The sequence below is a fragment of the Dyadobacter arcticus genome (genome assembly GCF_011762185.1).
Classification (GTDB): domain Bacteria; phylum Bacteroidota; class Bacteroidia; order Cytophagales; family Spirosomataceae; genus Dyadobacter; species Dyadobacter arcticus.
Genome location: NZ_JAASQJ010000003.1, coordinates 1,040,559 through 1,064,921 on the forward strand (window position 1 = coordinate 1,040,559; position 24,363 = coordinate 1,064,921).

The window sequence follows — 24,363 nt, forward strand, 5'->3', positions numbered from 1 at the left end:
ATTATTTGCTCTTGGACTTCTCAGGTTTCCGTCCAATCCTCGATCCCTATATCTTCGAGCCGGTCAAAATCGCTAATATTTCTTGTTACGAGGGTTAGGCCGTTAAAAATAGCTGTTGCGCCAATAAGCAAATCAAAATCGTCTAGAATCTTTCCTTTTGTTTTTAGTCGTGCTTTTTCCCTCGCATAAATGTCAAGTGCGGGAAAAATGGGAATTACGTCAAACTTCGTTTGAAACGTTTCAAGGGTTTGTCTGTTCTTTTCTGTGTGTGTACTTTTTTCAACTCCGTATTTCAGCTCGGCAATTGTGATTTCAGATACGACACAGTTTCGAAAACCAACTTCGTCAATTTTTGCTTTGAGATTGAATTTCCCATTTAGGAAGTATGCACAAATATTGGTGTCTAACAGATACTTTTTCAAAAGTCAATGGATTTGCGGCTAAACTCTCTGTCTTTTTTCAAATCCTCTACAAAATCATCAGCCGATTGGTCAAGTTGCAAAGCGCCAAACAACATTTTCCAAGATGTATCTTCGGCTTTTTTTGTAGTCTTCATAGACTTTGACAGCTTTGCAATGAGTTCTAACTTATTATTAGGACTTAGCCCTTTTAGCATTGTAAAGTAGCTGTCAATCAGGGCTGTATCAATATTTCCTGTCTTCATTTTTTGTCCTTTAACACATTACAAATCTACAAAAATATTCCTGCTGCTAAGATTGGTGTATTAAATATTGTTTGCAAAGTCCGAATCAACAAATGTTAAGTTTAGCCATATACCGGTGCTTGGGAGATAAATCTTAACTTCTAAAATGCGGATTATTATTTCTTTGATTTGTTTTGCCGCCGGGGATCGGCTGGATTTTAATGGCTTTTTAACTTGCTTTTAACGTGTAATTAAGGATAACATGCGGTTTTTGTATTCAAGTTAACAAAGGGTCACTTTCTATGAATAATCTAATTTGACACACTGCAGTCCCGGATGTCCAAAAAGTTAAGGAAATATATTCTGCCGCTGTGCATTTTTTTGAGAGGCGTATATCGCTTGTTGCCTGCCCATTCCTGCAAGGTTCAGCTTTGCTATGCACCAATAACCCGTTTTGAAAAATCAGAATGTGCCGGATTTGACCCCAACATAAGCCTGGCGATTCTTAATAAACCTTTTTTGCAGGGTACTAAAGAAACTGGGAATCATTCTATTTATTCGGAGGAAAGTGACGTAGAAGATGGCAGACAACGAGGCGGTACCTGCCTTTCTTTCCACATTGGTTTTATACATCTTCTCAACGCTGCTTTACACTTCGGGTCATCAGGATCTGAGAATCTTTCAATCCAATCTTACTACTACTAAAATCCTAATTTAATTAACTAGAAAAACAAAATCATGAAGAGAATTCTCATGTTCATCAGCTTGTGCACATTGATGCTCCACACAGGCTGTGAATCAAAAAAAGAAGAAAAGGAAGAAGAGGTTAATTTCCTGGTAACCAGTCCTGTGGAAAAAGACACGCTTGTAGACAAAGAGTATGTTGCCCAAATCCGCGCCATCAGCCACATTGAATTAAGGGCCCTGGAAAAAGGCTATCTGCAAAAAATTTATGTTGATGAAGGTCAACGTGTAAAGCAGGGACAGCTGATGTTCCAGATCATGCCGATGCTTTATGAAGCAGAGCAGCAAAAAGCACAGGCGGAAGCCAATTTCGCTGATGTTGAATATAAGAATACAAAGTCGCTGGCCGATAGCAATATTGTTTCGAAAAATGAACTTGCGATGGCAAAGGCAAAGCTGGATAAAGCCAAAGCGGAGCTGTCGCTTGCATCGGTGCATTTAGGCTTTACAAAGGTAAAAGCACCTTTTAATGGTATGATGGACCACTTTCAGGTAAGGCTGGGAAGTTTGGTAGATGAAGGTGATTTACTGACTACCCTCTCCGACAACAGTAAAATGTGGGTGTACTTTAACGTACCAGAAGCCGAATATCTTAATTATCAGAATGGCCTCAAATCCAACAATAAGGAAGTAGTGAAATTGAAGATGGCTAACAATGAGCTATTCGGTCACTCGGGAGTTGTGGAAACAATTGAAGCGGATTTCAACAACGAGACTGGTAACATCGCTTTCCGGGCAACATTTCCTAATCCAAAAGGACTGCTGCGGCACGGAGAAACCGGTAGTATCATCATTACCACTCCCTTAAAAAATGCATTGATCATTCCTCAAAAAGCCACCTTCGAAGTGCTCGAAAAGAAATATGTGTACGTAGTGGACAAAGACAGCAAGATCCAATCAAGGGAAATCACCATCGGAGCAGAGTTGCCACACGTTTTTCTTGTTCAGGGTGGCTTGAAAAAGGATGACAAAATTCTGCTGGAAGGCCTCAGGCAGGTGCACGAAAACGAAAAGATCCACTACAAATTTATGAAGCCGGAAGCTGTCATTTCCAATTTAGGCTTGTATGCTGAGTAGTTCAACATTTTAAAAGAAAAGAACATGTTTACCAAGTTCATACATAGGCCAGTATTTGCCATCATAATTTCGATTATGATCGTCTTTATAGGTGTACTGGCTATCAAGAAATTACCTATTTCGCAGTTCCCCGACATTGCCCCGACAACAGTAAATATATTTATTGCTTATCCCGGGGCCAGTGCCGACGTATTGGTTAAATCCACGCTGATCACCCTCGAACAGGCGATCAACGGGGTTCAGGATATGCGGTACATTGCAACCGATGCAACCAGTGCAGGGGAGGCAACGCTCCGGATCATATTTGAACCCGGTACGGATCCGAATGATGCCGTTATCCGGGTGAAAACGAGAGTGGATCAGGTTATGCCGCTTTTGCCGGAATTAGTTCAGCGTGAGGGCGTTGTAATTACCCCTATTCAACCGAGTATGTTGATGTACGTCAACTTGTTCTCAAAGGATAAGGGTATGGACGAAAAGTTCTTATTCAACTATGCTACGGTAAACATGATTCCGGAAATTAACCGCACCAAAGGCGTAGCCCGGACTCAAATATTAGGTAGTCGCCGTTATGCCATGCGGGTTTGGCTTAATCCTGACCGGATGCGTGCCTATAAGATTTCGGTGGAAGACGTAATGGAAGCCATAGGTGAGCAAAGCGTGGTAGGTCGTCCCGGAAGGATCGGTCAAAGTTCCGGAATAGCGGCCCAATCGCTGGAATATGTGCTTACCTATAAAGGTAGATTTAACAAACCGGAAGAGTATGAGAATATCATCATCAGAGCCAATGCAGCAGGTGAAAGCATCCTTCTGAAAGATATAGCACGGATAGAGCTGGGCAGTGAGTTTTTCGATATTTACTCAAATCTCGATGGCCACCCTTCTGCCGCGATCGTACTAAAGCAGAACTATGGTACGAATGCCAATGATGTGATTGCGGCCGTAAAACTCAAACTCGATATCATGAAAAAATCTTTTCCGCCGGGAATGGATTATAAGATCAGCTACGATGTATCTCAATTCCTGGATGCATCTATTGAGCAGGTGATCGATACCTTGCGGGATGCGTTTTTACTGGTTGCCCTGGTCGTATTTGTATTCCTGGGCGACTGGCGGTCTACGGTGATTCCAATTCTCGCGATTCCGGTTTCTTTGGTAGGATCTTTTTTTGTAATGCAATTTTTCGGAATCTCCATCAACCTCATCACGCTTTTCGCACTTGTATTGTCGATCGGTATTGTGGTAGATAATGCTATTGTAGTCGTGGAAGGGGTGCATGCCAAGATGGAAGAAATGAATTTTTCACCTTATAAAGCCACCCTGGAAGTACTTCGTGAACTCGGTGGCGCTATCATCGCGATCACTTTGGTAATGACCGCGGTATTTGTACCCCTGGTATTTATGTCCGGCCCGGTTGGTGTTTTCTATCGGCAGTTTTCCATAACGATGGCCAGCTCAATTGTAATTTCGGCAGTGGTGGCCCTGACGTTCACTCCTGTGCTATGTGCGATGTTATTGAAAAATAACCATGGAAAACCCAAATCAAGAAATCCCCTGTCCAGGCTGCTCGACAGTTTTAACCGTGGTTTTGAAAGGGTTACGGGCAAATACGTAGGCTTGTTAAGACTAATCGTCAATCGAAGAGTGGTTACCATCGTAATTTTATTGGCATTCTGCGCCGGGACCTATTTCGTAAATGTAATTCTGCCTTCAGGCTTTATTCCAAATGAAGACCAGGGCACTATCTATGCGATTGTCCAGACCCCCCCGGGTTCTACTCTGGAAAAAACGAACGAGGTTTCTCAAAGGCTTCAGAAAATTTGTGAAGAAATTGATGGAATCGAATCGGTATCGTCTCTGGCTGGTTATGAAATCATGACAGAAGGACGTGGATCCAATGCGGGTACTTGTTTGATCAACCTTAAATCATGGTCGGACCGAAAACAGAATGTGAAGGAAATCATGGAAGAACTGGAAGAAAAGACAAGAGGTCTTGGTGCAGTTGTTGAATTCTTTGAACCACCAGCGATTCCAGGTTTTGGTACTTCAGGAGGTTTTTCAATGCGTTTGTTGGATAAAACAAGCGACACGGATTATAGCGAGTTTGATAAGATAAATAAGGAATTTATGGAAAATCTGGCAAAACGGAAAGAGCTTACAGGCTTGTTCACGTTTTTCTCAGCCAATTATCCGCAATACGAGCTGGAAATAGACAATAAGCTGGCGATGCAAAAAGGGGTATCCATTGGAAAGGCAATGGAGAACCTCAACATTATGATCGGCAGTACCTACGAACAAGGGTTCACACGGTTTAACCAGTTCTTCAAAGTGTACGTACAGTCTGACCCAGGTTTCAGACGACTTCCATCGGATCTCTTAAAGCTTTTTGTGAAAAACGACGCAGGGGAAATGGTGCCTTATTCTTCATTTATGAAGCTTAAAAAAGGCCAGGGCCCCAATGAGATTACCCGATTCAATTTGTACAATTCATCGGCGATTCAGGGTCTTCCCGCGAAAGGGTATACCACTGCGGATGCTATTCAGGCCATTAGAGAAGTATCAGCTAAAACATTGCCAAAAGGATACGATATCGCTTTCGAGGGGCTTTCTTATGACGAAGCAAGTCGGGGAAATGAGTCTCTTTATGTGTTCCTGATCGTGTTGGCCTTTGTGTACTTCGTGCTTGCTGCTCAATATGAAAGTTTCATCATTCCTTTGGCGGTTGTGTTGTCTTTGCCGGTTGGGGTATTTGGTTCTTTCCTGCTGCTGAAACTCATGGGTCTTGAAAACAACATTTATGCCCAGATCGGATTGATCATGCTGGTTGGTTTATTGGGTAAAAATGCCGTACTGATCGTCGAGTTTGCGGTTCAGAAGCGACATCAGGGTGAAACCATCCTAAATGCAGCCATTGAAGGCGCCAAGGTGCGTTTCCGCCCGATCTTAATGACTTCGTTCGCTTTCATTGCAGGTTTGATTCCATTAATCGGTGCGTCGGGCGCGGGAGCCATTGGAAACCGTACCATCGGTGCTTCGGCAATGGGTGGTATGTTATTCGGGACAGTTTTCGGGGTTATCATTATTCCGGGACTGTACTTCATATTCGGTTCGCTGGCCGACGGTAGAAAAATGATCAAAGACGAAGAGGACAGCTCATTGTCTGAGCAATTTGTCCACGCGATCGACGCCTTCCCAGTAACTCAAGAAACTCAAAATGATGCGCAATAAAAGACAAATAAGGGTCGGGATCGTACTCCTGACCTTGATATATACCGGATGCAGTGTACCGCCAGTAGTTCACAGATCCGAGAACAGAACGACGCCTGTGAGCTATAATGGCTCACAGGACTCTACCAACACAGGCAAATTGAGCTGGAAAACCTATTTTACAGATCCTAACCTGGTCGCACTGATTGACACGGCTTTCAAAAACAATCAGGAACTGAACATTACCTTACAGGAAATCGAAATTTCCAGGCAGGAAATCAGGGCCAGAAAGGGGGAATACTTGCCTTTTGTCGGCTTGGGCGGCGGTGCAGGTGTGGATAAGATTGGCAGGTACACCAACATCGGTGCGAGTGAAGCCACAACGGACATCAAACCAGGAAAAGAAACGCCGGAATTTTTGCCGGATGTCCAGGTAGCAGCATTTGCACATTGGGAAGTTGACATTTGGCACAAACTGCGAAATGCGAGGAAAGCAGCGGTATCAAGATACCTGGCTTCTGTGGAAGGGAAAAATTTTATGATGACCAATATCATTTCGGAAATTGCCAATTCCTATTATGAATTGCTTGCACTGGATACGCAACTCGCTATCATTCAACAGAACATTGAAATTCAGAATAATGCGCTGAAAATTGTGAGAATGGAGAAAGAGGCCACGCGGGTAACAGAACTGGCTGTCAAGAGATTTGAAGCGCAGGTATTGCACACGCAAGATCTGCAATATGATATCAAACAGCGGATTACGGTAACTGAAAATAGAATTAACTTCCTGTTGGGCAGGTATCCGCAGCCGGTTCTGAGAAATAGCGCTGGTTTTGCAACTCTGCTCCCCAATATTATTCAGACCGGTATTCCGTCGCAATTGCTGCAGAACCGTCCCGACGTGAGACAAGCTGAAAACAACCTGGCCGCAGCCAGGCTGGATGTGGAAGTTGCGAGAGCAAATTTTTATCCGAGTCTGAGTCTAAACGCTACTTTGGGCGTTCGAGCGTTCAGCCCGTTATATATTGCGAGATTACCAGAATCCCTGGTCGCAACGCTGGCAGGTGACCTGGCTGGGCCATTGATCAACAAAAATGCGATCAAGGCAACTTATGCCAGCGCGAATGCCCGCCAGATCCAGGCGGTTTATGATTACGAACGGACGGTTTTGAATGCTTACATTGAAGTTGCCAATCAGCTATCCAACATCGGTAACCTGGCCAGCAGCTATGATCTGAAATCGAAAGAAGTGGATGCATTGACCCAATCGATCACCATCTCAAATGGCCTTTTCCGTTCAGCCCGCGCAGATTATATGGAAGTGCTACTAACCCAGCGAGATGCATTGGAATCGAGATTCGACCTCATCGAAACCAAAATGCAGCAAATGAGCGCCACGGTCAATATATATCGGGCGTTAGGTGGCGGGTGGAATTGATTAGCTTTAATGAGAAATGAAAGAGGCCGTCTCGGTATCCGCGGCGGCCTTTTTTGGATATTTAAAGAAAAAGAAACGATTTCGCTCGAACTGAACTGCTACATTTTACCTATTTCAAGCTGCTTGCAGATTACGTCACATAAAAATGGATCAAGTTGCGGATGGCGGGGAACTGTTGTCTTTTTACCAGTTAGCTCATTTTTGAAAATATCGTGTTTGGAACCATTTCGGTGCAGGTAGCATGAATTTTATTCCAGATGCCTGATAAATTTGCTTCTCTTGATAGACATCAGGCAAATACGAATTCCTCTTTTGAGATGACATTACCAAAATCCTCCTCGGATCGCATATCTTCCATGTAGAGTTCAAGTGCGTCCTGTATATTTTCCAAAACTTCCTGACGCGACGTTCCCTGAGTAACTACCGCAGGTATCTCCTTGATAGATCCTATCAGATACTCGGCTCCCTGTACAATTAAAACTGTTAGTTTCATGAGCTGTAAGCGTTAACAACTTATATCTTCTTTAAAACATAAAAATAACGTAAATCCACGAAATTTCGCTGAAAATAGCCAAAAAGCACATTCTACTACCTCCTCTGAAACAAATCCATTCGATACTGCGGTTCGGTCTGATTTTTCAAATGGATCAGCGGCTTGGACATTTCATCTCCCGAAGTATTGATGAAAATTTCATGTACCTGGTCACCGGTAAGCGGAAATTCGTCTACAAGCGGTGTCCAATGGACCAGCAACAGTTTGCCGCCGGGCAATAAGGCACCGTTGATTTTCTCACGCGCTGCGAGCAGATCTGCTTCACTTAAAAAGTACCCTACTTCTGAAAGCAGGATCAAATCAAACTTTTCATCCGGAAAATCATTGGGTATCTCCATTTCCCTGACAGTAACGTTCGAATATTCTGCCAGTCGTTTTTGTGCATTTGCAACAGCAATGGTACTTGAATCTACCGCAAGCAGTTTTTGGCACCTTTGACGGAGCATTGAGCTCAGCAAACCATTGGAACAGCCGATTTCAAAACCACTTGCATAAACGCCGTCGGGAAGGAATAGCATTGTCTGGTCGTATTTCTTTCTCTCGTATTCGCTTTCTTCGAAGTTCCAGGGATCCTGATTTTGCGTATACAAATTGTTAAAATAGGAAGCATCAAGCGTCTTTTTATTTTCATCCATCAAAAATCGTACGTTCGTTTTCAAAAAATATTTCTCTTGCATTGCTAAAATGGGCAATCATTTCTTCGGATAACCGGAAACCATCCGGATCGTCATCAATTAAATCGGTGATCTGGGACTGGTGTGCATCCAATGCTTTTCGTTTGATCTCTAATACGTTCCTGATATCGACACCGCAGATCTGCATCTTCGAGATTAATTCAATATCCCTAACGTTGCCCATTTCCCAAAGCCAAATCGGATACTGCAATATTCTGGGCTTGACATCTAATCGCAAAACGGCCTCAGTTAGAATTTGAAAACTGGCGCGATGGTCTGGATGCGGATCATTCTGCCAGGGAATAAAAATGGTCTGAGGTTGATGTTGCCGAATGCAGGCCATCATCAATCGCACAACAGATTCAAAATAAAGGCTGTCAGCATGAGGGACATTTCGATCTGGCAGAGACAAAAAATCTACATTTTCTTTTTTGCCGCCGAGTATCTCCACCGCATGAATAGCTTCCAGCTCCCGAAGTACCCTTAACCTCGGAGCAGGATATTTTTTTGAATTGGGATGAGATAGCGTTCCGTCACTGACAAATACAAACTGTACAGTAAAACCTTCCCGCAAAAGCAGCGCTGCCGTGCCCCCGCATCCCAAGGTTTCATCATCTGCATGAGGTGCAATGACCATGCTATCTCCAAATGAACTGGCTGGAACGGTAGGTACATCCGCCATTTTTTTCTCGAAATCCACTACCGGCTGGCTGTCCATTAGAAGGCTGCCTTGATGTGATTCTTCATATTAACTGTGTAGTAACATTTGATAACTCAGCCGTAAAGCAAATACCATACCCGACGAAATATTAATGATTTAATAACACAGTCATTACAATGGCCTCTTTAAAATCTCAGGAAGTACGGGGTGCTATGATTGATCTGTTAATGTTCAACTTAACAATATCTTAATACAAAATTAAATGCACAATTATCTACTTTAAGTAACTTTCGGTATATTAATCAGTGTACCATGAGAAGAATATTATTGTTTGCACTAGCTCTAAGTCAGCTTTTTAGCTGTAAATCTGAGGATACGCCATTGCCACCAGAACAAGATCTGGACGCGCTTTACCAACAATTTCATGGCCGATACAAAATCGTCAGCGCTGTCGCTAGTGAAGCTTTGGATGTAAATTTCGATGGAAATCCTTCAACAAACTTATTAGCGGAAATAGATGAATTGCGAACTGGGGCACAGACAGAATTTTATTCACAGGTCAATATTCCGAGATCGTTCAATGCCACTCCCAAACCATCGTTTCTCTTTATTCAAAATTGGCCCGAACAGTTTTTGCGGCTGGAACAGGGAAAGGTTTGGGACGGAATAGCAATAATTCCCTTTAACAAAGATTATACGTTCGACTTCGATATGAAGGTTCTCGTTCGGGAATTCAGCTTCTCAGAAGACCTCAAACAGTTGATCGTTATTCCGGATGATTCTGAAGATCCTGTATTCAAGCTGTCAGCTCCTAAAAGCGTCACTGTATTGAATGATGGGAAGCTTGTTGTAATTGCAACGCGCAGACTCTATACGAGTGACGGGGTTAAAGAAGTAATTGTAACAACAACGTACGAGCGCTTTACAATGGCTACCTAGTTCCCGATCGCAGAGCTAATTCAGGCAGGCGCTTAGATACTAGTATGAACCCATCATTGACACATAATAATTTGCACAATGTAGGGAGATCATCAATAGCATTTCCTTGTCAGATAAAAGCTCAAAATCATCCGAGGTTGTTATTTGATGCTCGTAACTCATTTTATTCCATTTCACAGAAGGTTTCATTATTAAAAGTTCAATTCCTTCTTTGTCCGCAAGTGTATATGACTCTTTAAAAAAACCTTTATGTTTAAAAACATAACCTTTTTCGACGTGGTGATGAAAAGTTTGAATGACAATTTTCCCGTTCCAATTCATTTCGAACTTTAATAGCACCTGTCCCCTTTCTTTGAGTTCAATTGTTGTACCCCAAAATCCTTTTGGTTCGACCTGATAATTGATGTTGTTTGTCAGCTCAATTAAAGCGTCAAATTTGAACCAACTTTTGTAAGAAAGTTTTCCAATCAATTTCTCAGCCTTAATCAAATCAAAATTTAATGAGTTGTTTGGTTTTGCTTGATATTCTGCCATATCGGGTTAACATTTAATTCATTATGCTGCCTCAAATAACTCAATTTTGTTGCCCTCTAAATCAAGAATATGAACAAATTTTCCATAATCATAGGTCGCGATTTCATCCAACACAGTCACCCCTTCCCTTTTCAACTCTTCTACGAGTGCTTCAATGTTTTCAACCCGATAATTAATCATAAAATCCTTTGTTGAAGGCTCAAAATATTTGGTCTTATCAGCAAACGGGGACCATAGCGTATATCCTTTCTCAGCCGAGTCTCCGTCTTGTATCCAGTCAAACTTCGCTCCGTATGGGCTTGTCTCTAACCCGAGATGGGTTTTATACCATTCATTGATTTGCTCTGTGTCCTTGCATTTGAAAAAAATGCCGCCAATTCCTGTTACTCGTTTCATTGTGATTAGTTTTTCACTAAATATACACTACTTACTGACATTTTCCTTCCTGAAACGCCAGCCCCGGCGAGACCGTAAGGAACACCAGGATTTGTCAGTTAAATGATCTCCTGAATTCCAGTGGGGAGAAGCTTGTTTTCGTCTTAAATAACTTACTGAATGATTGCGGGTGCTCAAAACCCAGTTCGTAGGCAACTTCGCTCACAGTTAAGCTGGTCGTTGAAAGCTTTTCCTTTGCTTTTTCAATGAGTTTTTGATGAATATGCTGTTGTGCATTTTGGCCGGTCAGGGAACGCAGCATATCACTTAGATAACTGGGAGAGATATTGAGATTGTCTGAAAGAAAATGAACGGTCGGAATTCCCTGGTTTATAGACTTTTCCTCGTTAAAATATTCGTCTAAAATTTCTTCCAGCTTTTGCAGCAGATTGTTGCCTGATGCCTTGCGGGTAATGAATTGACGTTTGTAAAACCTGTTTGCGTAATTCAGCAATAATTCAATCTGGGAAATCATTACATCTTGACTGAATTCATCGATCCGGCTGCGCAACTCTCCGTTCATGATGTCAAAAAGCGATAATATCACAGCCTTTTCCTGGTCCGACAAATGCAATGCTTCATTGGCGGAATAGGAAAAGAATCCATACTGACGAATCTTTTTTGCCAAAGGGTAATTCAGCAGAAAATCCGGATGAATCAATAGCGTAAACAGCGAACAACTCTCGGTCACATTAGTGTCATCGGCCTGATGACCAATGATCTGGCCAGGAGCCGCAAACAAAAGTCCGCCCTCATCAAAATCATAATAATCCTGACCATATCGCAACTTTCCGCTGAGTTTTCCTTTTAAGGCTATTTTATAAAAAGTCAGCATATGCGAATGTCGCAGCTTTCTGAGTTCAATCGGCGTTTTGCTATTATCGATCAAGCTAATCAGCGGATGCAGCGGCTTGGGCATACCAAATGCCCGGTGCATTTCAGATAAGGAGTCGAATTTATACGGGGCGTCTTCGTTTTTCATTTGGTTTGAGTTTTAAATTATCGCCTGAGCAGCGTTTGAAACTTCCTCCCACTCCTCCCAGATTGCCAACCGCTCAGCGTAATCCTTACGCACCCAAGGCAAATTGTGGCTTCCAAGAAAGAACCGCAGCGGCGGATTGGGCGAATCTACCATCTTGAAAAGCGCCTGTGGTGTTGCGGCTGGATCGCCTCTTTCCAGGTTCCTGATCCCGTTGATAAACTGCTCTTTAAAATCCGAGTAAATGTCCATTCCGGCAGCAAATTTTAAAGACTCCTGACTCCCAAATTCCGTCGCATAAGCACCTGGCTCTATGATCGTTACTTTGATCCCAAACGCTTTGACTTCCGCTGCCAAACTTTCGTGAATGGCCTCGAACGCCCATTTGGAAGAACAATAGTAGCCAATCACCGGAAGTACTACGTGCCCGAGATTACTGGAAGTGCCAAGTATGTGGCCATAACCCTGTTCACGGAGCAAAGGCAGCGCTGCCTGGATAACGGCAAGGGGCCCGAAAATGTTCGTGTCGTAAAGTGCCCGAACATCGTCCGCACTAGCTTCCTCGATCGTACCAACCAATGAATAGCCTGCATTATTAAGCACAATATCGAGTCTTCCAAAATGCACGTGAGCTTGCGCCACAGCAGATTTCACCTGCTCGGTGTTTGTAACATCGAGCTCCAGCGTTAACACATTTGCGCCAAATTTTTCTTCGAGATCGGCAATGCTTGCCAGCGAACGCGCGGTTGCCGCAACCTTATCGCCACGTTCAAGCGCAGCCTCAGCCCAAACGCGTCCAAAACCGCGGGAGGCGCCCGTAATAAACCATACTTTATCAGCCAAAGCTGTGGCCGGCGCAATGCCAGCGGTTGAAATTTCTTCTTGTTGTGCCATCATTTTGATTTTTTGATTTAAGTACAACAAAGGTCTACCTTGGCCGCTGGCCATTTGTAGCCTAATCGCGGGTTTTCGTAGCCAAAATGAGAATCCAAAAAAATGCCTGCAAACCAATGATTTACAGGCACCTATCTTCTAATTTGCATCAACAATCCAAGTCTTGTCGCAATCGGCTACTTCTTTGCTTCCCTGACCGCTTTGATTGGGAAATCTCCGTATTGAGATGAGATCAGGCCGGTTAATGTGTCGCCTTTTTGAACTAAGCTGTATTTGAACACGCCGTTCTGGTTTTCAGTTGAAAAAGTTACTTTTCCCTGATCCATGGTCAGATCCTTAACTTCCTGTTTTTCAGCGGCCTCGACGTATCCTACCGTTTTGTTATCTTTTTGTTCAAATTTGAGAAACCCCGATTCGTATTCCGCAGGAACGTCGCTGATCAGATATTTCCAGGTGCCTACCAGGTCGTCGGCAGTGATTGATCTTGTCGCAGCAATTGAAAAAATACCAATGGCAATGACCATCAAAAAATGATACTTAGTTTTCATCGTGGATTAGTAGTTTAAAGTTTGAAGTTTCAAATGTGATTGAAAAATAAATATAAATCCTGATTTTGTGCAAAGATTTTATGAAACAAGGTTACGAGAGAATCTCTACATACCCCTCCGTTCCGTTCACCCGGATCCGCTGTCTGTCCTTGATCAGTTTCGTAGCATTCTCCACTCCGACCACTGCCGGTAATCCATATTCACGAGCGATCACCGCTCCATGGGTCATCAGTCCGCCTACTTCGGTAATCAGACCTTTGACGGAAACAAACAATGGTGTCCAGCTTGGATCGGTAAATGTGGTGACTAATATATCCCCATCTTCCAGATCGGTTTCCTCCATCTTCAAGGTCACACGTGCACGCCCCTCTACTATTCCCGAGGAAACAGCTAAACCGACAAGCGCATTGTCGGGAAGATTTTCCCGCGCATACGAACCTCCGATGATCTCGCCATCAGACGTCATAACGCGTGGCGGAGTTAGTTTTTGATAGGTTTCGTATTCGGCTTTTCTCTTTTCAATGAGCTGATCATCCACTTTATTAGTGCGGACCACTTCGCGAAGTTCTTCAAAAGTAAGATAGTAAATGTCTTCTCTTCTCCGAATAACATTGGCCTCCAAAAGTTGCCCGGCTTCTTTCAGTAACGCCTGCTTATAAACGAAGTAGCAATTGACCAGACCATATTTTGGATATTCACGATAACCACTCAAATTCCGGATAAGGCCGATCATTCGTTTTGTTTCTTCCGCCTTTCGTTCCCCGTCCGGTAGTTGTCTTAAGCGGTCTAATAACTCTTGTTCTTTTTTCAAAGCCTCCTGTCGCCCTTGCTCAAATTTCCGTTCCCCTGCATTCGGCTCGAAGTTTTTGATATGACTTAGAATTAACGGGAGAAGCGTCGCTGGTCTTTCAGCCCAGCGTGTCCTGGTAATATCGATTTCACCTGCACATCGCATTCCATATTTGCTGAGGAAAAAATGGATAGCGTTGCGGGTTTCCTTTCCGCCGTTTAATTGAAAAAAATCTTCCAAGAATTTATCGTCTTTCGCAGACTTCAAAAATTCAATTACGTCCGGAAAGGGACGGACTACATCTGCGACATCCAATAGCGCCAGCCCCATTTCGGAAGTAACATTGTTCGGCACAGATTGGGCAAGCGTGTCTGCAGCATTTTTCTCACCTAACCATTCATTCATTTTTTCATTGACCCATGCTGAGGCATTCATTCCGGTCATAATCACATCAAAACTTTGCGGATGATGTAAAGTCTTCTTCAATTGCTGGATATCTTCCAGGATAAAATCAAAAAGATCCGTTCCTGATTTCGCTTTGATGTTTTGTTTTAATGCTTCCAGCCCTGTTTGACTACGATTGATCAAATCAGACACGATTGCCGCCGGACCGCCTGGCAAATCGTATTCGTTTAATGCCTTATAATTCGGGAGCGATTCAGCTTTTTTGCTTTTGTCGTTACTCGGTTCGTTTTGATTATCGACAAGCGATTCTTCAAAATATCCCCGGTTAACTATGGTGGTCAAGGCGTCTTTGATGAGCGGGTCGAATTTGCCCAAGGTGTCTATAATCGTATGCCTGCTCTCGGGCGAAGCCAGCATCGACGTAACATCAACAAACAACCTTCCACCGGCTGTCCGCATGGATGCAGGCGTTGTTAACAGCCAGACCGACAATCCCAATGGTTTCATCGCATCTGTCATCATCTGCTGGTGACCGACAGAGAGGTAAATTTGCACGTTATTCCCCGGGTCAATTGCTTCGGGGATCGGGTATAAAGTAGTGATCGGTCGGCTCTGGACAATGTAAAATTTATCATCAGACAAACACCATTCAATGTCTTGGGGGCTGCCGAAATGTGCTTCAATCTTTCTGCCAATTTGGGCCAATTCCAAAATCTCCTCATCGGTTAGCGACTGATCATGCTGCTGCTCCGGCGCAATCTCCTGTTCTTTGGTACCGCCTTCTTTCAATGCATAGATAGCAAGTTTTTTGGCCGAGATCTTTTTATCGATAATGTTGCCCTCCCGAACATTGTAATGATCCGCATTCACCAATCCGGAAACCAGTGCCTCACCCAAACCGAAGCTGGCATCAATGGATAACACTTTCCGATTACCATTGACAGGATCAGCTGTAAACATAATGCCAGCCGCATAGGGGAAAATCATTTTCTGAATAACGACTGACAAATAAACCTTTCGGTGGTCAAATCCATTTTGCAGACGGTAGGTAACAGCTCGGTCGGTAAACAGCGAAGCCCAGCACTTGCTAATGTGTCTCAGGATTGCCTTTAATCCAATAATGTTTAAATACGTATCCTGCTGGCCTGCAAAGGATGCTGTTGGCAAGTCTTCCGCGGTCGCGCTGGACCGTACAGCGAAAGCATCCTCTTCACCAAATTTTGTGAGGTAATCTGATATTTCGTCAACTATATCATTTGGAATAGAAATGCTTTCAATGAGCACTCGGATCTTCGCACTGACCTCGCGGACCGAAGACCGCTCTTCTGCTTTGAGACCTGATAAGGCGTCCAGCAGGATGTCGAGCTCCTGATTGTTTTTGGTTACTTTTTGATATGCATGAGTGGCAACACAAAACCCATCAGGCACCCATATTCCCGGGATCTTTGACAATTCGCCCAGGTTAGCACCCTTACCTCCGACAACGGACAACATGGATCTGTTAATCTCCCGAAAACCGCGTACGTAAATGTTCATATTTCGTGGCCTTTTTATGATGTGGAAAGCCAAAAATATGGGGAAGGAAGCATGAAAACGCGGTTTTTCAACTATAGTTTTTGATGCACAATACCGCAGAAAGTAGGGACGTTATCCATACAACCAGCCGGTTTTCAAGGGGTTGTCATCAAGTAACTGGTCAGCTTTTTTATCAGCCCGTCTTCTAATTCAAATACATCGCAGAAAACGAGGTTAAGTACCGTCCCATCCTTTTTTGTTGCCTTGACGGTTCCCTCAGCGATTACCACATTGTCTTCCTCGATCATCCGGGTCACTTTAATAATAGGCTTGCCCGTAAAAGCTTCATTTTCTATTTCTTTATCGAAAGCAGCTTTACCCTTGTGAAGATATGCGCCCGGTAATTCCCAAATGACATCTTCCGTCAGGCAGGAAAGTATTTTCGCATGGTCGGTTGCATTGAAACCTTCCATGTATTTGGTGACCGTCTCTTTGTTTTTGCTCATGTTCTGGATTGGTTGAAGTTTAGAAAAGTTGGTGAAGCTGCTCAGGATGAATGTGAAGAAGAGCAACATGAATTGTATGAATTGACGTGTAGCCATGATGTTCAAATGTTTAAAGTTAGCGGGTTACTAAAAGGTTATTTAGGCGATCGAACATACTGAACCAGCTTTGATAGGCACCTGTTTTTCTGGCTTCACTTTCTGCGACAGTCTGATGCAGGGTTACCTCGGTTTTTTCACCAATGGAAACAAATGTGACGGTAGTGACAATGGCCTGTGGCCAGTCTTCCGGCTTTCCTGCATTGTTAGCTGTCACAACATCCCCTTGTTCATTGCTCAGCGTCATCGTCAGAACCAATTTCTCAGGAGATGACACCTCATGATAAACACCTTTTATCCAGCAATCTCCATGCACGGGATCGTGAATGCAAGAATGAAATTCACCCCCAGCCTTCACTTCAATGGATCTATATTCAATGGTACATCCGTCGGGGGCGTACCAGTGTTGTAATTGCTCCGGGTCCGTCCAAGCCGCGAAAACGAGCTCACGTGGCATCGAACACATGCGTGAGCAAAAGGTCTCCTTTATTTGTCTTCATTGCTTTTGTTTTTTACTTCCTTCAAATAGCTACCTAATTTTTCAAATCTCCTGGTCCACAGTTTTTTTGATTGTTCTATCCAGGTCTCCACTTCATCGAGTTGCTCTAAGTGCGCCTCGCAGAATCGTTCCCTTCCGCTTTTTGTAATCATAATCAGCCCGCAATCCGCCAGTATTTTCACATGAAGAGAAACTGCCTGCCTGGTCATATCAAATTTTTCTGCGATCGTATTCACATTGTAAGGCCGGGCTACATCAGGTTGAGCTGCAATAAGATTGATAATATCACGTCTCGTCGGATCGGCTATTGCCTGGTATACGTCTCGTCTGGCTTTCATAATCTGCAAGTAAGTGCTTGCAAATATAAGCGCAAGGATCTGCTTGCGCAAGTAGCTATGGAAAAAATGCAAAAAAGGCTGATTGTGGATAACAATCAGCCTTCGTCATTTATACTCCAATAATTAAGCAGGAATTTTCCTTGGCTTTTCGCGCTCCCAGAAACGGTGCTGGGAAATGGCCAGGATAAATTTATCCACCAAAACCCCCGCATCTTCGCCAATTACTATACCCTCTCTAACCACAGTTTCATCAGAAAACTCAGCAGGGATTTTCTTGCTGAAATAGGTTGCTTCCACTACCTGCATCGCCGAAGCATCAGCTGCGACCGCTTTACAATGTTTGAAAGCCTCATTCAGAAAATGTACCGCATCCGCGTCTGCCTCAACGGTAGCCACACTATTGGTACCCCCCGGCACGTACACTGCATCGTAAAACACCGAAGCAGCAGTCAAAAAACTATGATCGACAGGAATTTCTACATCATTTTTAGAGATAATATAGTTAAGCCTTGGCGCAATTACCTCAACAATTGCACCTGCCGCTTCCAACGCATCTTTGACAGTTTTAAGCGATTCCTCATCCACTCCATCCGCTGCGAGGAATGCAATTTTCCGCGTTTTAACACTATCCTTCGGCGTGTTCGCCATACTTAGCGCAGCCGATGATATAAGAGAACCTTTAAAGATAACTGAATCAAAATCCGCCGGATTTCCATCTGCCGGAATGCTGTGATTCATAGGAAGTTCAGGATCCTGGGGAACAGATATCCGAAGCGCAAAAGCTACTTCTGCGGCTAGGCTCTTATCGATCATTGACAATATCCCGAGCATCCTTTCACGAATGCTTACGGTTTTAAGTTTGCCCAGCTCAAAACTCAATGCATCCACAATGTGGTTCTTCTCTGGATCAGACTGGCTGTTGAAAAACAGGCGCGCCTGACTGAAATGATCGAAAAAGCTTTTGCTCCTAGCCCTCACTTTTCTGGCATCAATCCGCTCGGGGTAAGTCGTAAATCCACCTTCGGATGCCTTGGCTTGTAAAGGAAAGTTGTCACCGATTTTATTGGGGCCGTAACTGGTTTTTCCTCTGTTAATCGTCTGCCGCATGTGTCCATCGCGCTGATTATTGTGCACTGGCACAACAGGCCTGTTGATTGGAATTTCGTGGAAATTGGGGCCTCCCAATCTGAGTAACTGCGTATCAGTGTAAGAGAATAGCCTTCCTTGAAGTAAAGGATCATTGGAAAAATCGATACCAGGAACGACATGCCCAAGGTGATAGGCTACCTGCTCGGTTTCTGCAAAAAAGTTATCCGGGTTACGGTTCAAAGTGAGTTTGCCAATGCGTTGCACGGGCACCAGTTCCTCAGGTATCAGCTTGGTTGGATCCAAGAGATCGAATTCGAATTTAAACTCATCTTCTTCCGGAACGATTTGCACGCCAAGTTCCCACTCTGGGAAATTACCACTTTCGATCGCGTCCCAAAGGTCGCGGCGGTGATAATCAGGATCTTTTCCAGAGATATTTTGCGCCTCGTCCCAAGCCACAGCATGAACGCCCAAAAGTGGCTTCCAAAGAAATTTCACAAAACTTGATACCTCTTCCTGATTTACAAAACGGAATGTATGCACACCGAAACCTTCCATCATCCGATAGCTGCGCGGAAGCGCCCTGTCGCTCATCACCCACATGATCATATGTGCGGATTCGGGCATCAAAGAAATAAAGTCCCAGAAAGTATCGTGAGCCGAAGCGGCCTGCGGCATTTCACTATCCGGCTCCGGTTTAACCGCGTGGATCAGATCTGGGAATTTAATCGCATCCTGAATAAAAAACACGGGCATATTATTGCCCACTAAATCAAAGTTTCCCTCCTGGGTATAAAATTTTACTGCAAACCCCCTCACATCCCTTGCCAGATCAGAAGATCCGCGGGAGCCAGCGACAGTAGAAAATCTTACAAAAACGGGGGTTTCAATGGCAGGATCATTCAAAAATCCAGCTTTGGTCACGGCGCCCATGGGTTCATAAACTTTAAAAACACCATGTGCCGCCGACCCGCGTGCATGTACAATGCGCTCCGGAATGCGCTCATGATCAAAATGAGTAATCTTCTCCCGAAGTATAAAATCTTCCAGCAATGTTGCACCTCTTTCCCCAGCTTTCAGGGAATTTTGGTCATCATTGATTCTAAGCCCGTGATTAGTAGTTAAAAATTCACCATTACCATCAGCCGTATGAGGCATTAGCTTTGATGTCTTGTCATTGTCCGGCTGTAAAGACGGGTTTTCCAAATCTTTTTTTGTTGCCATTTCTATTTTTGATTGTGGGTCAGGCTTCTTCTGCCGCTTTGTAATTGACTTCATTTTCTGCTACCTCAGTAAGGAGCTCATCTGCTTTTTTCTCCTCGGCAAGGGTTTGGGCCAAAATATCAGCCACATCGTCCAATCCTAATGTTTTGGCAAGTTGTGTCAGGCCGCCGTAAGTGGCAATTTCATAATGTTCTACTTTTTGTGAGGCCAATATAATTCCTACATCCCTGGTGGCAGTACCCTCATCAGTACCCTCCACGATGCCCTCGGCTTCTTTGGAAAGCCCTTCCATTGCATCGCATTTCTTGGCAATTGCCTTTTCTCCAAGCATGTCAAAAATGACTTCCAGCCTGCTTACATGCTCAATGGTTTGATCCAGATGATTTTCAATTGCTTGCACCAATTTTGGTGAACTTGCAGCCTGGATCATCTTGGGAAGTGCCTTTACCAGGTGATTTTCAGCCCAATAAATATCGCGAAGACTATCCAGGAATAATTCATTTAACGCAGGCTCCGCCTTTGTCGATGTTTTAGTTTTAAATTTTGGCTCTGAGCCTGATTCGATGTCCATAGTTGAAGATGGTTAAGTTGCCTGCCCTCTACAAAATGTATTCCCGGCAAAAATACAACCCCGTATTATCCCATTAAATCTTCAGCGTGGGCAGTTTCTTTGCATAAAATTGATTACTTGCCTTCGACTTCAAAAGATCTCTAATTTTTATATGTTGAATTCAACCCAACCCTCCCAGCCCAAACCATTGGCGTGGATCAGGGTTTGCGGGGACGCTCCTTACTTTGAAACTGAACAGGGAGATAGCTGGATCCCTATCGGACAGAACGACGCGATCACCTGGCCGGACTTTCAGGGGCTTTTCAGAAGAAAGGATGTTGCCCGGGTTGAAGGCCATATGGCATACCTCGCAGCCCACGGCATTACCTGCATCCGGATGATGATGGAATATGGCCAGACTGAAAACCGGTATCTGGAAAAGCCGGTTGGAACATTTCAGCCTAATATGATCCAGTTCTGGGATGACCTTTTCCGGCTTTGTGAGCAATATAAAATACGGGTCCTATTAACCCCATTTGACACATTCTGGATGGCGAGAAGGTGGAAATGTCATCAATACAATGCACTTTCGGGCGGGCCTTGCAAAAGCAAATGGCAGTGGCTTACTGATGAGGGGATGATAATGGCTATCAAAAACCGCTTCACTTTTTTTATTGAGCGCTGGGGTGCAAGCGGCGTAATTTTCGGTTGGGATTTATGGAATGAAATCAACCCGCTGAACGCAGGCAAGAGTTTAGAAAACCTATATCAATATATTGACCAGATCAGCGCACACATTCGCGAAAAGGAAATGCTTTTGTATAAAAAACCCCGTCCGCAAACTGTATCTGTTTTTGCCCCTTTGCAAAAAAAGCATGCGATGGACGACATCATCTTTCGACATCCAATGCTCGACTTTGCCTCTACCCATTTTTACCAGACGGGCTCAATAGACTATCCCAGAAATGTGAACGCAGCGGCAGTCACAACCGGGAAAATGGTCAAAGAAGCATTGCAGTTGCTCCCTCCAGGACGCCCTTTCCTAGATACTGAACATGGGCCGATCAGCTATTTTCGCAGGCGCAGGCGCGGGTTACCGGAAGCATTTGATGATCTCTATTTCCTGCATATGCAATGGGCGCACCTGGCGGCGGGAGCAGCGGGTGGTGGTATGCGCTGGCCTTACCGGTATCCGCACACATTAACGCACGGCATGCGCCGGGCGCAGCTGAACCTGGCACAATTTGCCCGCCTGATCGACTGGCAGAATTTCAAACGGAAGAATTTGAATGATCAAATCTCCGTTATTGGGCCGAAGGTGCAGGTTTTTGGCTGCGGGGATGCGCATCAGGCGATAGTATGGATACTGACATCGGCCGATGAATCGCTGCTAACATTATCGGTACCAGGTCTTGCCGATGGCGCATATATCGTTCATTTCTGGGATACACTTACCGGCATTTTGAGCAGTAACAACATTATAAAGCAGGACGCAGAGTTGTCAATTCAATGTCAAATGACTACTACTAATCTGGCGCTGGCCATCCGCAGGCAGCTATGAATTGGTTTCATCAATCTGTCCATAGTGACGAGGTATCCTTCTGATCGAATACATATTTTCCGATTGAAGTTAGGGTTGCGTCGGGCGCTGGTTGTTTAAGGTATGTTGTTAAATCCCTATGAATTCTTTCCAGCGAATAAGGTCGCATTAAGCCTCTTGCCCCAACGGAGCATTCAGCCAGATGCATGCTTTTAAGACAAACTTCATTTATAACCGTCCGCGTCATATTGATATAGGCAAGAAGTTGCCCGGTTTGATCTGCGGAAGATTCTGTCTTTTGTGTAGCCCGGCCCAGCCACAAATTTCCAGTTTCAACCAAATAAGCGATTTCGCCCATTCTTGCTCTCTGAAAAGGATCGTCGGTGCGGTTAAGTTCTTTCAAAAATCGGTGGGTTTCTTCCATCATCGCAATCGCCCCGCCAAGCTGGACAGCAGCAAAACGAATGGCGCCGCCAGAAAAATACGGTTGCTGATAATATGCGCCAGGTGGCCCCAGCAGGTCGGACTGATCAAGAACAATTCCTGAAAAATCCATTCTAAAACTGGCAGAAGCACGCATGCCCAGTGGCTGCCAGAAACTCGCGTCCGAGACGATTTCCTTCACTTTTGCTTCCGGGATAATGCACATTTGCCAACCTTCTGTCTTTGTCGATATGAGTTCTCCGGTAATCAGTGGGCGCTGAATCCATCCTGCGCCGGAGCAAAAGGTTTTGGCGCCGCTAAGCTTGTATTTTCCATTCCCGATGTCGTGAATCTTTACGCCATCACCATCCTGGGTATTCCAAACACCGAACAAGCACTGTTTGTTAAAGACTTCACTGAAGTACGTATCCTTTTGTTGTTGATCCCCAAATAAACTGATCAAGAGCAGTGCATTTGCATGGCCTTCATATATTCTGCCCACAGGAAGGCTGGCTGATCCCAGCATAATAAGAACATCAATTAATTGGCTGGTGTTGAATTCTTTATATCGATACGGATTTGCCAGCAAGGACATTTCCAGAAGTCCTGCTTTGCGGACCAACTCAAATTCCTGTTCTGGGAATGCCCCCTCCCGGTCGCTTGCCTGAGCATGTTTTTTAAGTTGTTCTATAAGTGATCTTCGAGAGAGAATGTCCATTTAAATGCCAGTAGCTGATACGCAATGCTTACTATCATTATCATACCCAGGCTTTAAAAGTTGCCGCATCACATAAATGGCATGGATTTAATAGAGAGGCCACGAACACATTTATTCACTACATGACTGAAATTTTCGCGGCACGGCAATCGCCGGAATTATTGATAAATAAAGACCTTTTCAGCAGTTGCCCGGCAAACCCTAACTTAAAGATTTGTGTCATACTCCCCGTTCGCAATGAGGAGGATAACATCGTCAAAGCATTGAATGCCTTGCGATTACAAATGGATTGCTCGGGGAAACCCTTCCCCTACAAACACTATGAAGTATTGTTGCTGGCCAACAATTGTTCAGACCAGTCGGTTGTTTTGGCCAGGTCGTACCAGAAACAACATCCAGGTTTTAACCTTCATATTGAAGATATTAAATTACCTGCTCCGGTAGCCCATATAGGCACGGTAAGACGGCTGCTGATGGATGCTGCCTATGAACGCTTTTCGATTATCAACAAACCTGAGGGTGTTATTGCGAGCACGGATAGCGATTCGGAAGTAGATCATCATTGGTTATACCAGACCTTGACAGAGATTAGGAAGGGCAATGATGTGGTAGGCGGCAGGATCCTGACAAAGCCCGATAAGAGTATTTCCCGCCTGTATTATTTGCGCGACATTACTTATAAATATTTGGTATCCAGGGTTGAAGACTTGTTAGACCCGGTTGTTAACGACAGATGGCCCAGGCATTTCCAATGTTTTGGGGCCAGCTTTGCTGTTACTTGCCGGATGTATGATTTGAGCGGCCGATTGCCGGTTGTACCGTTTTTAGAAGATATGGCCTTTCATAAATCGCTGATCAGGGTAGACGCCAAGATCCGCCTAAGTCCGCTCGTCCAGGTTTCAACTTCGGCCAGAATACAGGGAAGGGTCGATTTTGGGTTATCGATCCAGCTCAAACAATGGGGTGAAATGACCGCGGACAGACACCCGCTGATGGTGGAGCCAGTGGGATCGCTGATTTTGAAACTCAATGCAAGAAAAACGCTTCGCGATGTGTGGAATGCCCAGTTTACCAATCCTCAAACGTTAGCCCAAATTGGCTCATTGCTTGGTTTGGAACCTTACTGGATTGAAGAACAGATGGGAACTAAACGTTATTTTGGCGAGCTCTGGGAAAGCGTTGAAGAAAGAATAGAAAAGGAAGGCTGGTCGGAGACCTGGCCAGCGGTGGATGTGGTGAAAGCAATACCACAGCTAAAAAATGAAATATTCAGGATATCCAGTCAGTTGCAACTTCGGTTGCCGGAGCGTAATATATCCAGCCGTAAGTGATTAATTGAAA

General features: G+C 44.3%; 25 protein-coding genes. 7 read left to right on the top strand and 18 right to left on the bottom strand.

Features of this window, described 5'->3' with window-relative positions:
- Positions 1–20 precede the first annotated feature (20 nt).
- On the bottom strand, positions 21–422 hold the full coding sequence (locus FHS68_RS17855) for a type II toxin-antitoxin system VapC family toxin (RefSeq protein ID WP_167272720.1): 402 nt from the start codon (positions 420–422) through the stop codon (positions 21–23).
- On the bottom strand, positions 419–664 hold the full coding sequence (locus FHS68_RS17860) for a hypothetical protein (protein ID WP_167272722.1): 246 nt from the start codon (positions 662–664) through the stop codon (positions 419–421). Before FHS68_RS17860 ends, FHS68_RS17855 begins: the two co-directional genes overlap by 4 nt.
- Before the next feature lie 315 nt (positions 665–979).
- Between FHS68_RS17860 and FHS68_RS17865 the strand changes: the two genes are divergently transcribed.
- The 4 genes from FHS68_RS17865 to FHS68_RS17880 are packed head-to-tail and all read left to right on the top strand — an operon-like array spanning position 980 to position 7,112.
- Entirely contained in the window at positions 980–1,348 is a 369-nt protein-coding gene (locus tag FHS68_RS17865) for a hypothetical protein (protein WP_167272725.1), read from the top strand.
- 33 nt (positions 1,349–1,381) lie between these two features.
- A complete protein-coding gene (locus tag FHS68_RS17870) occupies positions 1,382–2,464 on the top strand; it encodes an efflux RND transporter periplasmic adaptor subunit (RefSeq protein ID WP_167272728.1) in 1,083 nt (360 codons plus the stop codon).
- A 24-nt stretch (positions 2,465–2,488) separates the two neighbouring features.
- Positions 2,489–5,692, top strand: coding sequence for an efflux RND transporter permease subunit (locus FHS68_RS17875; RefSeq protein WP_167272731.1), 3,204 nt, complete (start codon positions 2,489–2,491; stop codon positions 5,690–5,692).
- Positions 5,682–7,112, top strand: a complete 1,431-nt coding sequence (locus tag FHS68_RS17880) for a TolC family protein (RefSeq protein ID WP_167273405.1) — start codon at positions 5,682–5,684, stop codon at positions 7,110–7,112. Before FHS68_RS17875 ends, FHS68_RS17880 begins: the two co-directional genes overlap by 11 nt.
- A gap of 98 nt (positions 7,113–7,210) precedes the next feature.
- On the opposite strand, the gene FHS68_RS26790 is transcribed toward FHS68_RS17880, so the two are convergent.
- The 4 genes from FHS68_RS26790 to FHS68_RS17900 all read right to left on the bottom strand — a co-directional run bounded on the left by FHS68_RS26790 (position 7,211) and on the right by FHS68_RS17900 (position 9,057).
- Positions 7,211–7,348 (bottom strand): type II toxin-antitoxin system HicA family toxin, encoded by a 138-nt coding sequence (locus FHS68_RS26790; protein ID WP_208408365.1) that lies wholly within the window; start codon positions 7,346–7,348, stop codon positions 7,211–7,213.
- 53 nt (positions 7,349–7,401) lie between these two features.
- Positions 7,402–7,605: a type II toxin-antitoxin system HicB family antitoxin gene (locus FHS68_RS17890; RefSeq protein WP_167272734.1), complete on the bottom strand. Its 204-nt coding sequence runs from the start codon at positions 7,603–7,605 to the stop codon at positions 7,402–7,404.
- 95 nt (positions 7,606–7,700) lie between these two features.
- Complete coding sequence (locus FHS68_RS17895; RefSeq protein WP_167272736.1) at positions 7,701–8,300, bottom strand: SAM-dependent methyltransferase; 600 nt, start codon at positions 8,298–8,300, stop codon at positions 7,701–7,703.
- The gene (locus FHS68_RS17900; protein WP_167272739.1) at positions 8,293–9,057 is read right to left on the bottom strand and encodes a PIG-L deacetylase family protein; all 765 of its coding nucleotides are present in this window, start codon (positions 9,055–9,057) and stop codon (positions 8,293–8,295) included. The genes FHS68_RS17895 and FHS68_RS17900 overlap by 8 nt, the downstream gene beginning before the upstream one ends.
- Positions 9,058–9,312: 255 nt before the next feature.
- Between FHS68_RS17900 and FHS68_RS17905 the strand changes: the two genes are divergently transcribed.
- Complete coding sequence (locus FHS68_RS17905; RefSeq protein ID WP_167272741.1) at positions 9,313–9,939, top strand: hypothetical protein; 627 nt, start codon at positions 9,313–9,315, stop codon at positions 9,937–9,939.
- Positions 9,940–9,978: 39 nt separating this feature from the next.
- Here the strand turns inward: FHS68_RS17905 and FHS68_RS17910 are convergent, their stop codons facing one another.
- From FHS68_RS17910 to FHS68_RS17960, 11 genes are all read right to left on the bottom strand, one after another.
- Positions 9,979–10,473: a hypothetical protein gene (locus FHS68_RS17910; RefSeq protein ID WP_167272744.1), complete on the bottom strand. Its 495-nt coding sequence runs from the start codon at positions 10,471–10,473 to the stop codon at positions 9,979–9,981.
- 21 nt (positions 10,474–10,494) lie between these two features.
- Entirely contained in the window at positions 10,495–10,869 is a 375-nt protein-coding gene (locus tag FHS68_RS17915; protein ID WP_167272746.1) for a VOC family protein, read from the bottom strand.
- Positions 10,870–10,963: 94 nt separating this feature from the next.
- Positions 10,964–11,890 (bottom strand): helix-turn-helix domain-containing protein, encoded by a 927-nt coding sequence (locus FHS68_RS17920; RefSeq protein WP_167272749.1) that lies wholly within the window; start codon positions 11,888–11,890, stop codon positions 10,964–10,966.
- Positions 11,891–11,902: 12 nt separating this feature from the next.
- A complete protein-coding gene (locus FHS68_RS17925) occupies positions 11,903–12,784 on the bottom strand; it encodes an SDR family NAD(P)-dependent oxidoreductase (RefSeq protein ID WP_310588594.1) in 882 nt (293 codons plus the stop codon).
- Positions 12,785–12,957: 173 nt separating this feature from the next.
- A complete protein-coding gene (locus FHS68_RS17930; protein WP_167272751.1) occupies positions 12,958–13,329 on the bottom strand; it encodes a hypothetical protein in 372 nt (123 codons plus the stop codon).
- 91 nt (positions 13,330–13,420) lie between these two features.
- Complete coding sequence (ppsA, locus tag FHS68_RS17935) at positions 13,421–16,060, bottom strand: phosphoenolpyruvate synthase (RefSeq protein ID WP_167272754.1); 2,640 nt, start codon at positions 16,058–16,060, stop codon at positions 13,421–13,423.
- 134 nt (positions 16,061–16,194) lie between these two features.
- Positions 16,195–16,641 (bottom strand): nuclear transport factor 2 family protein, encoded by a 447-nt coding sequence (locus FHS68_RS17940; protein ID WP_208408341.1) that lies wholly within the window; start codon positions 16,639–16,641, stop codon positions 16,195–16,197.
- Between the two features lie 19 nt (positions 16,642–16,660).
- A complete protein-coding gene (locus tag FHS68_RS17945) occupies positions 16,661–17,098 on the bottom strand; it encodes an SRPBCC family protein (RefSeq protein WP_208408342.1) in 438 nt (145 codons plus the stop codon).
- Between the two features lie 29 nt (positions 17,099–17,127).
- Positions 17,128–17,478 (bottom strand): ArsR/SmtB family transcription factor, encoded by a 351-nt coding sequence (locus FHS68_RS17950; protein ID WP_167272756.1) that lies wholly within the window; start codon positions 17,476–17,478, stop codon positions 17,128–17,130.
- A gap of 123 nt (positions 17,479–17,601) precedes the next feature.
- Positions 17,602–19,791, bottom strand: a complete 2,190-nt coding sequence (locus FHS68_RS17955; RefSeq protein ID WP_167272759.1) for a catalase — start codon at positions 19,789–19,791, stop codon at positions 17,602–17,604.
- A 19-nt stretch (positions 19,792–19,810) separates the two neighbouring features.
- On the bottom strand, positions 19,811–20,362 hold the full coding sequence (locus FHS68_RS17960) for a YciE/YciF ferroxidase family protein (RefSeq protein WP_167272762.1): 552 nt from the start codon (positions 20,360–20,362) through the stop codon (positions 19,811–19,813).
- A 151-nt stretch (positions 20,363–20,513) separates the two neighbouring features.
- Between FHS68_RS17960 and FHS68_RS17965 the strand changes: the two genes are divergently transcribed.
- Positions 20,514–21,902: a glycoside hydrolase 5 family protein gene (locus FHS68_RS17965; protein WP_167272763.1), complete on the top strand. Its 1,389-nt coding sequence runs from the start codon at positions 20,514–20,516 to the stop codon at positions 21,900–21,902.
- 10 nt (positions 21,903–21,912) lie between these two features.
- Here the strand turns inward: FHS68_RS17965 and FHS68_RS17970 are convergent, their stop codons facing one another.
- Positions 21,913–23,022, bottom strand: coding sequence for an acyl-CoA dehydrogenase family protein (locus FHS68_RS17970; protein ID WP_167272766.1), 1,110 nt, complete (start codon positions 23,020–23,022; stop codon positions 21,913–21,915).
- 122 nt (positions 23,023–23,144) lie between these two features.
- Here FHS68_RS17970 and FHS68_RS17975 point away from each other — a divergent pair, with 122 nt between their 5' ends.
- Entirely contained in the window at positions 23,145–24,353 is a 1,209-nt protein-coding gene (locus tag FHS68_RS17975; protein WP_167272768.1) for a glycosyltransferase family 2 protein, read from the top strand.
- Positions 24,354–24,363: the final 10 nt, after the last annotated feature.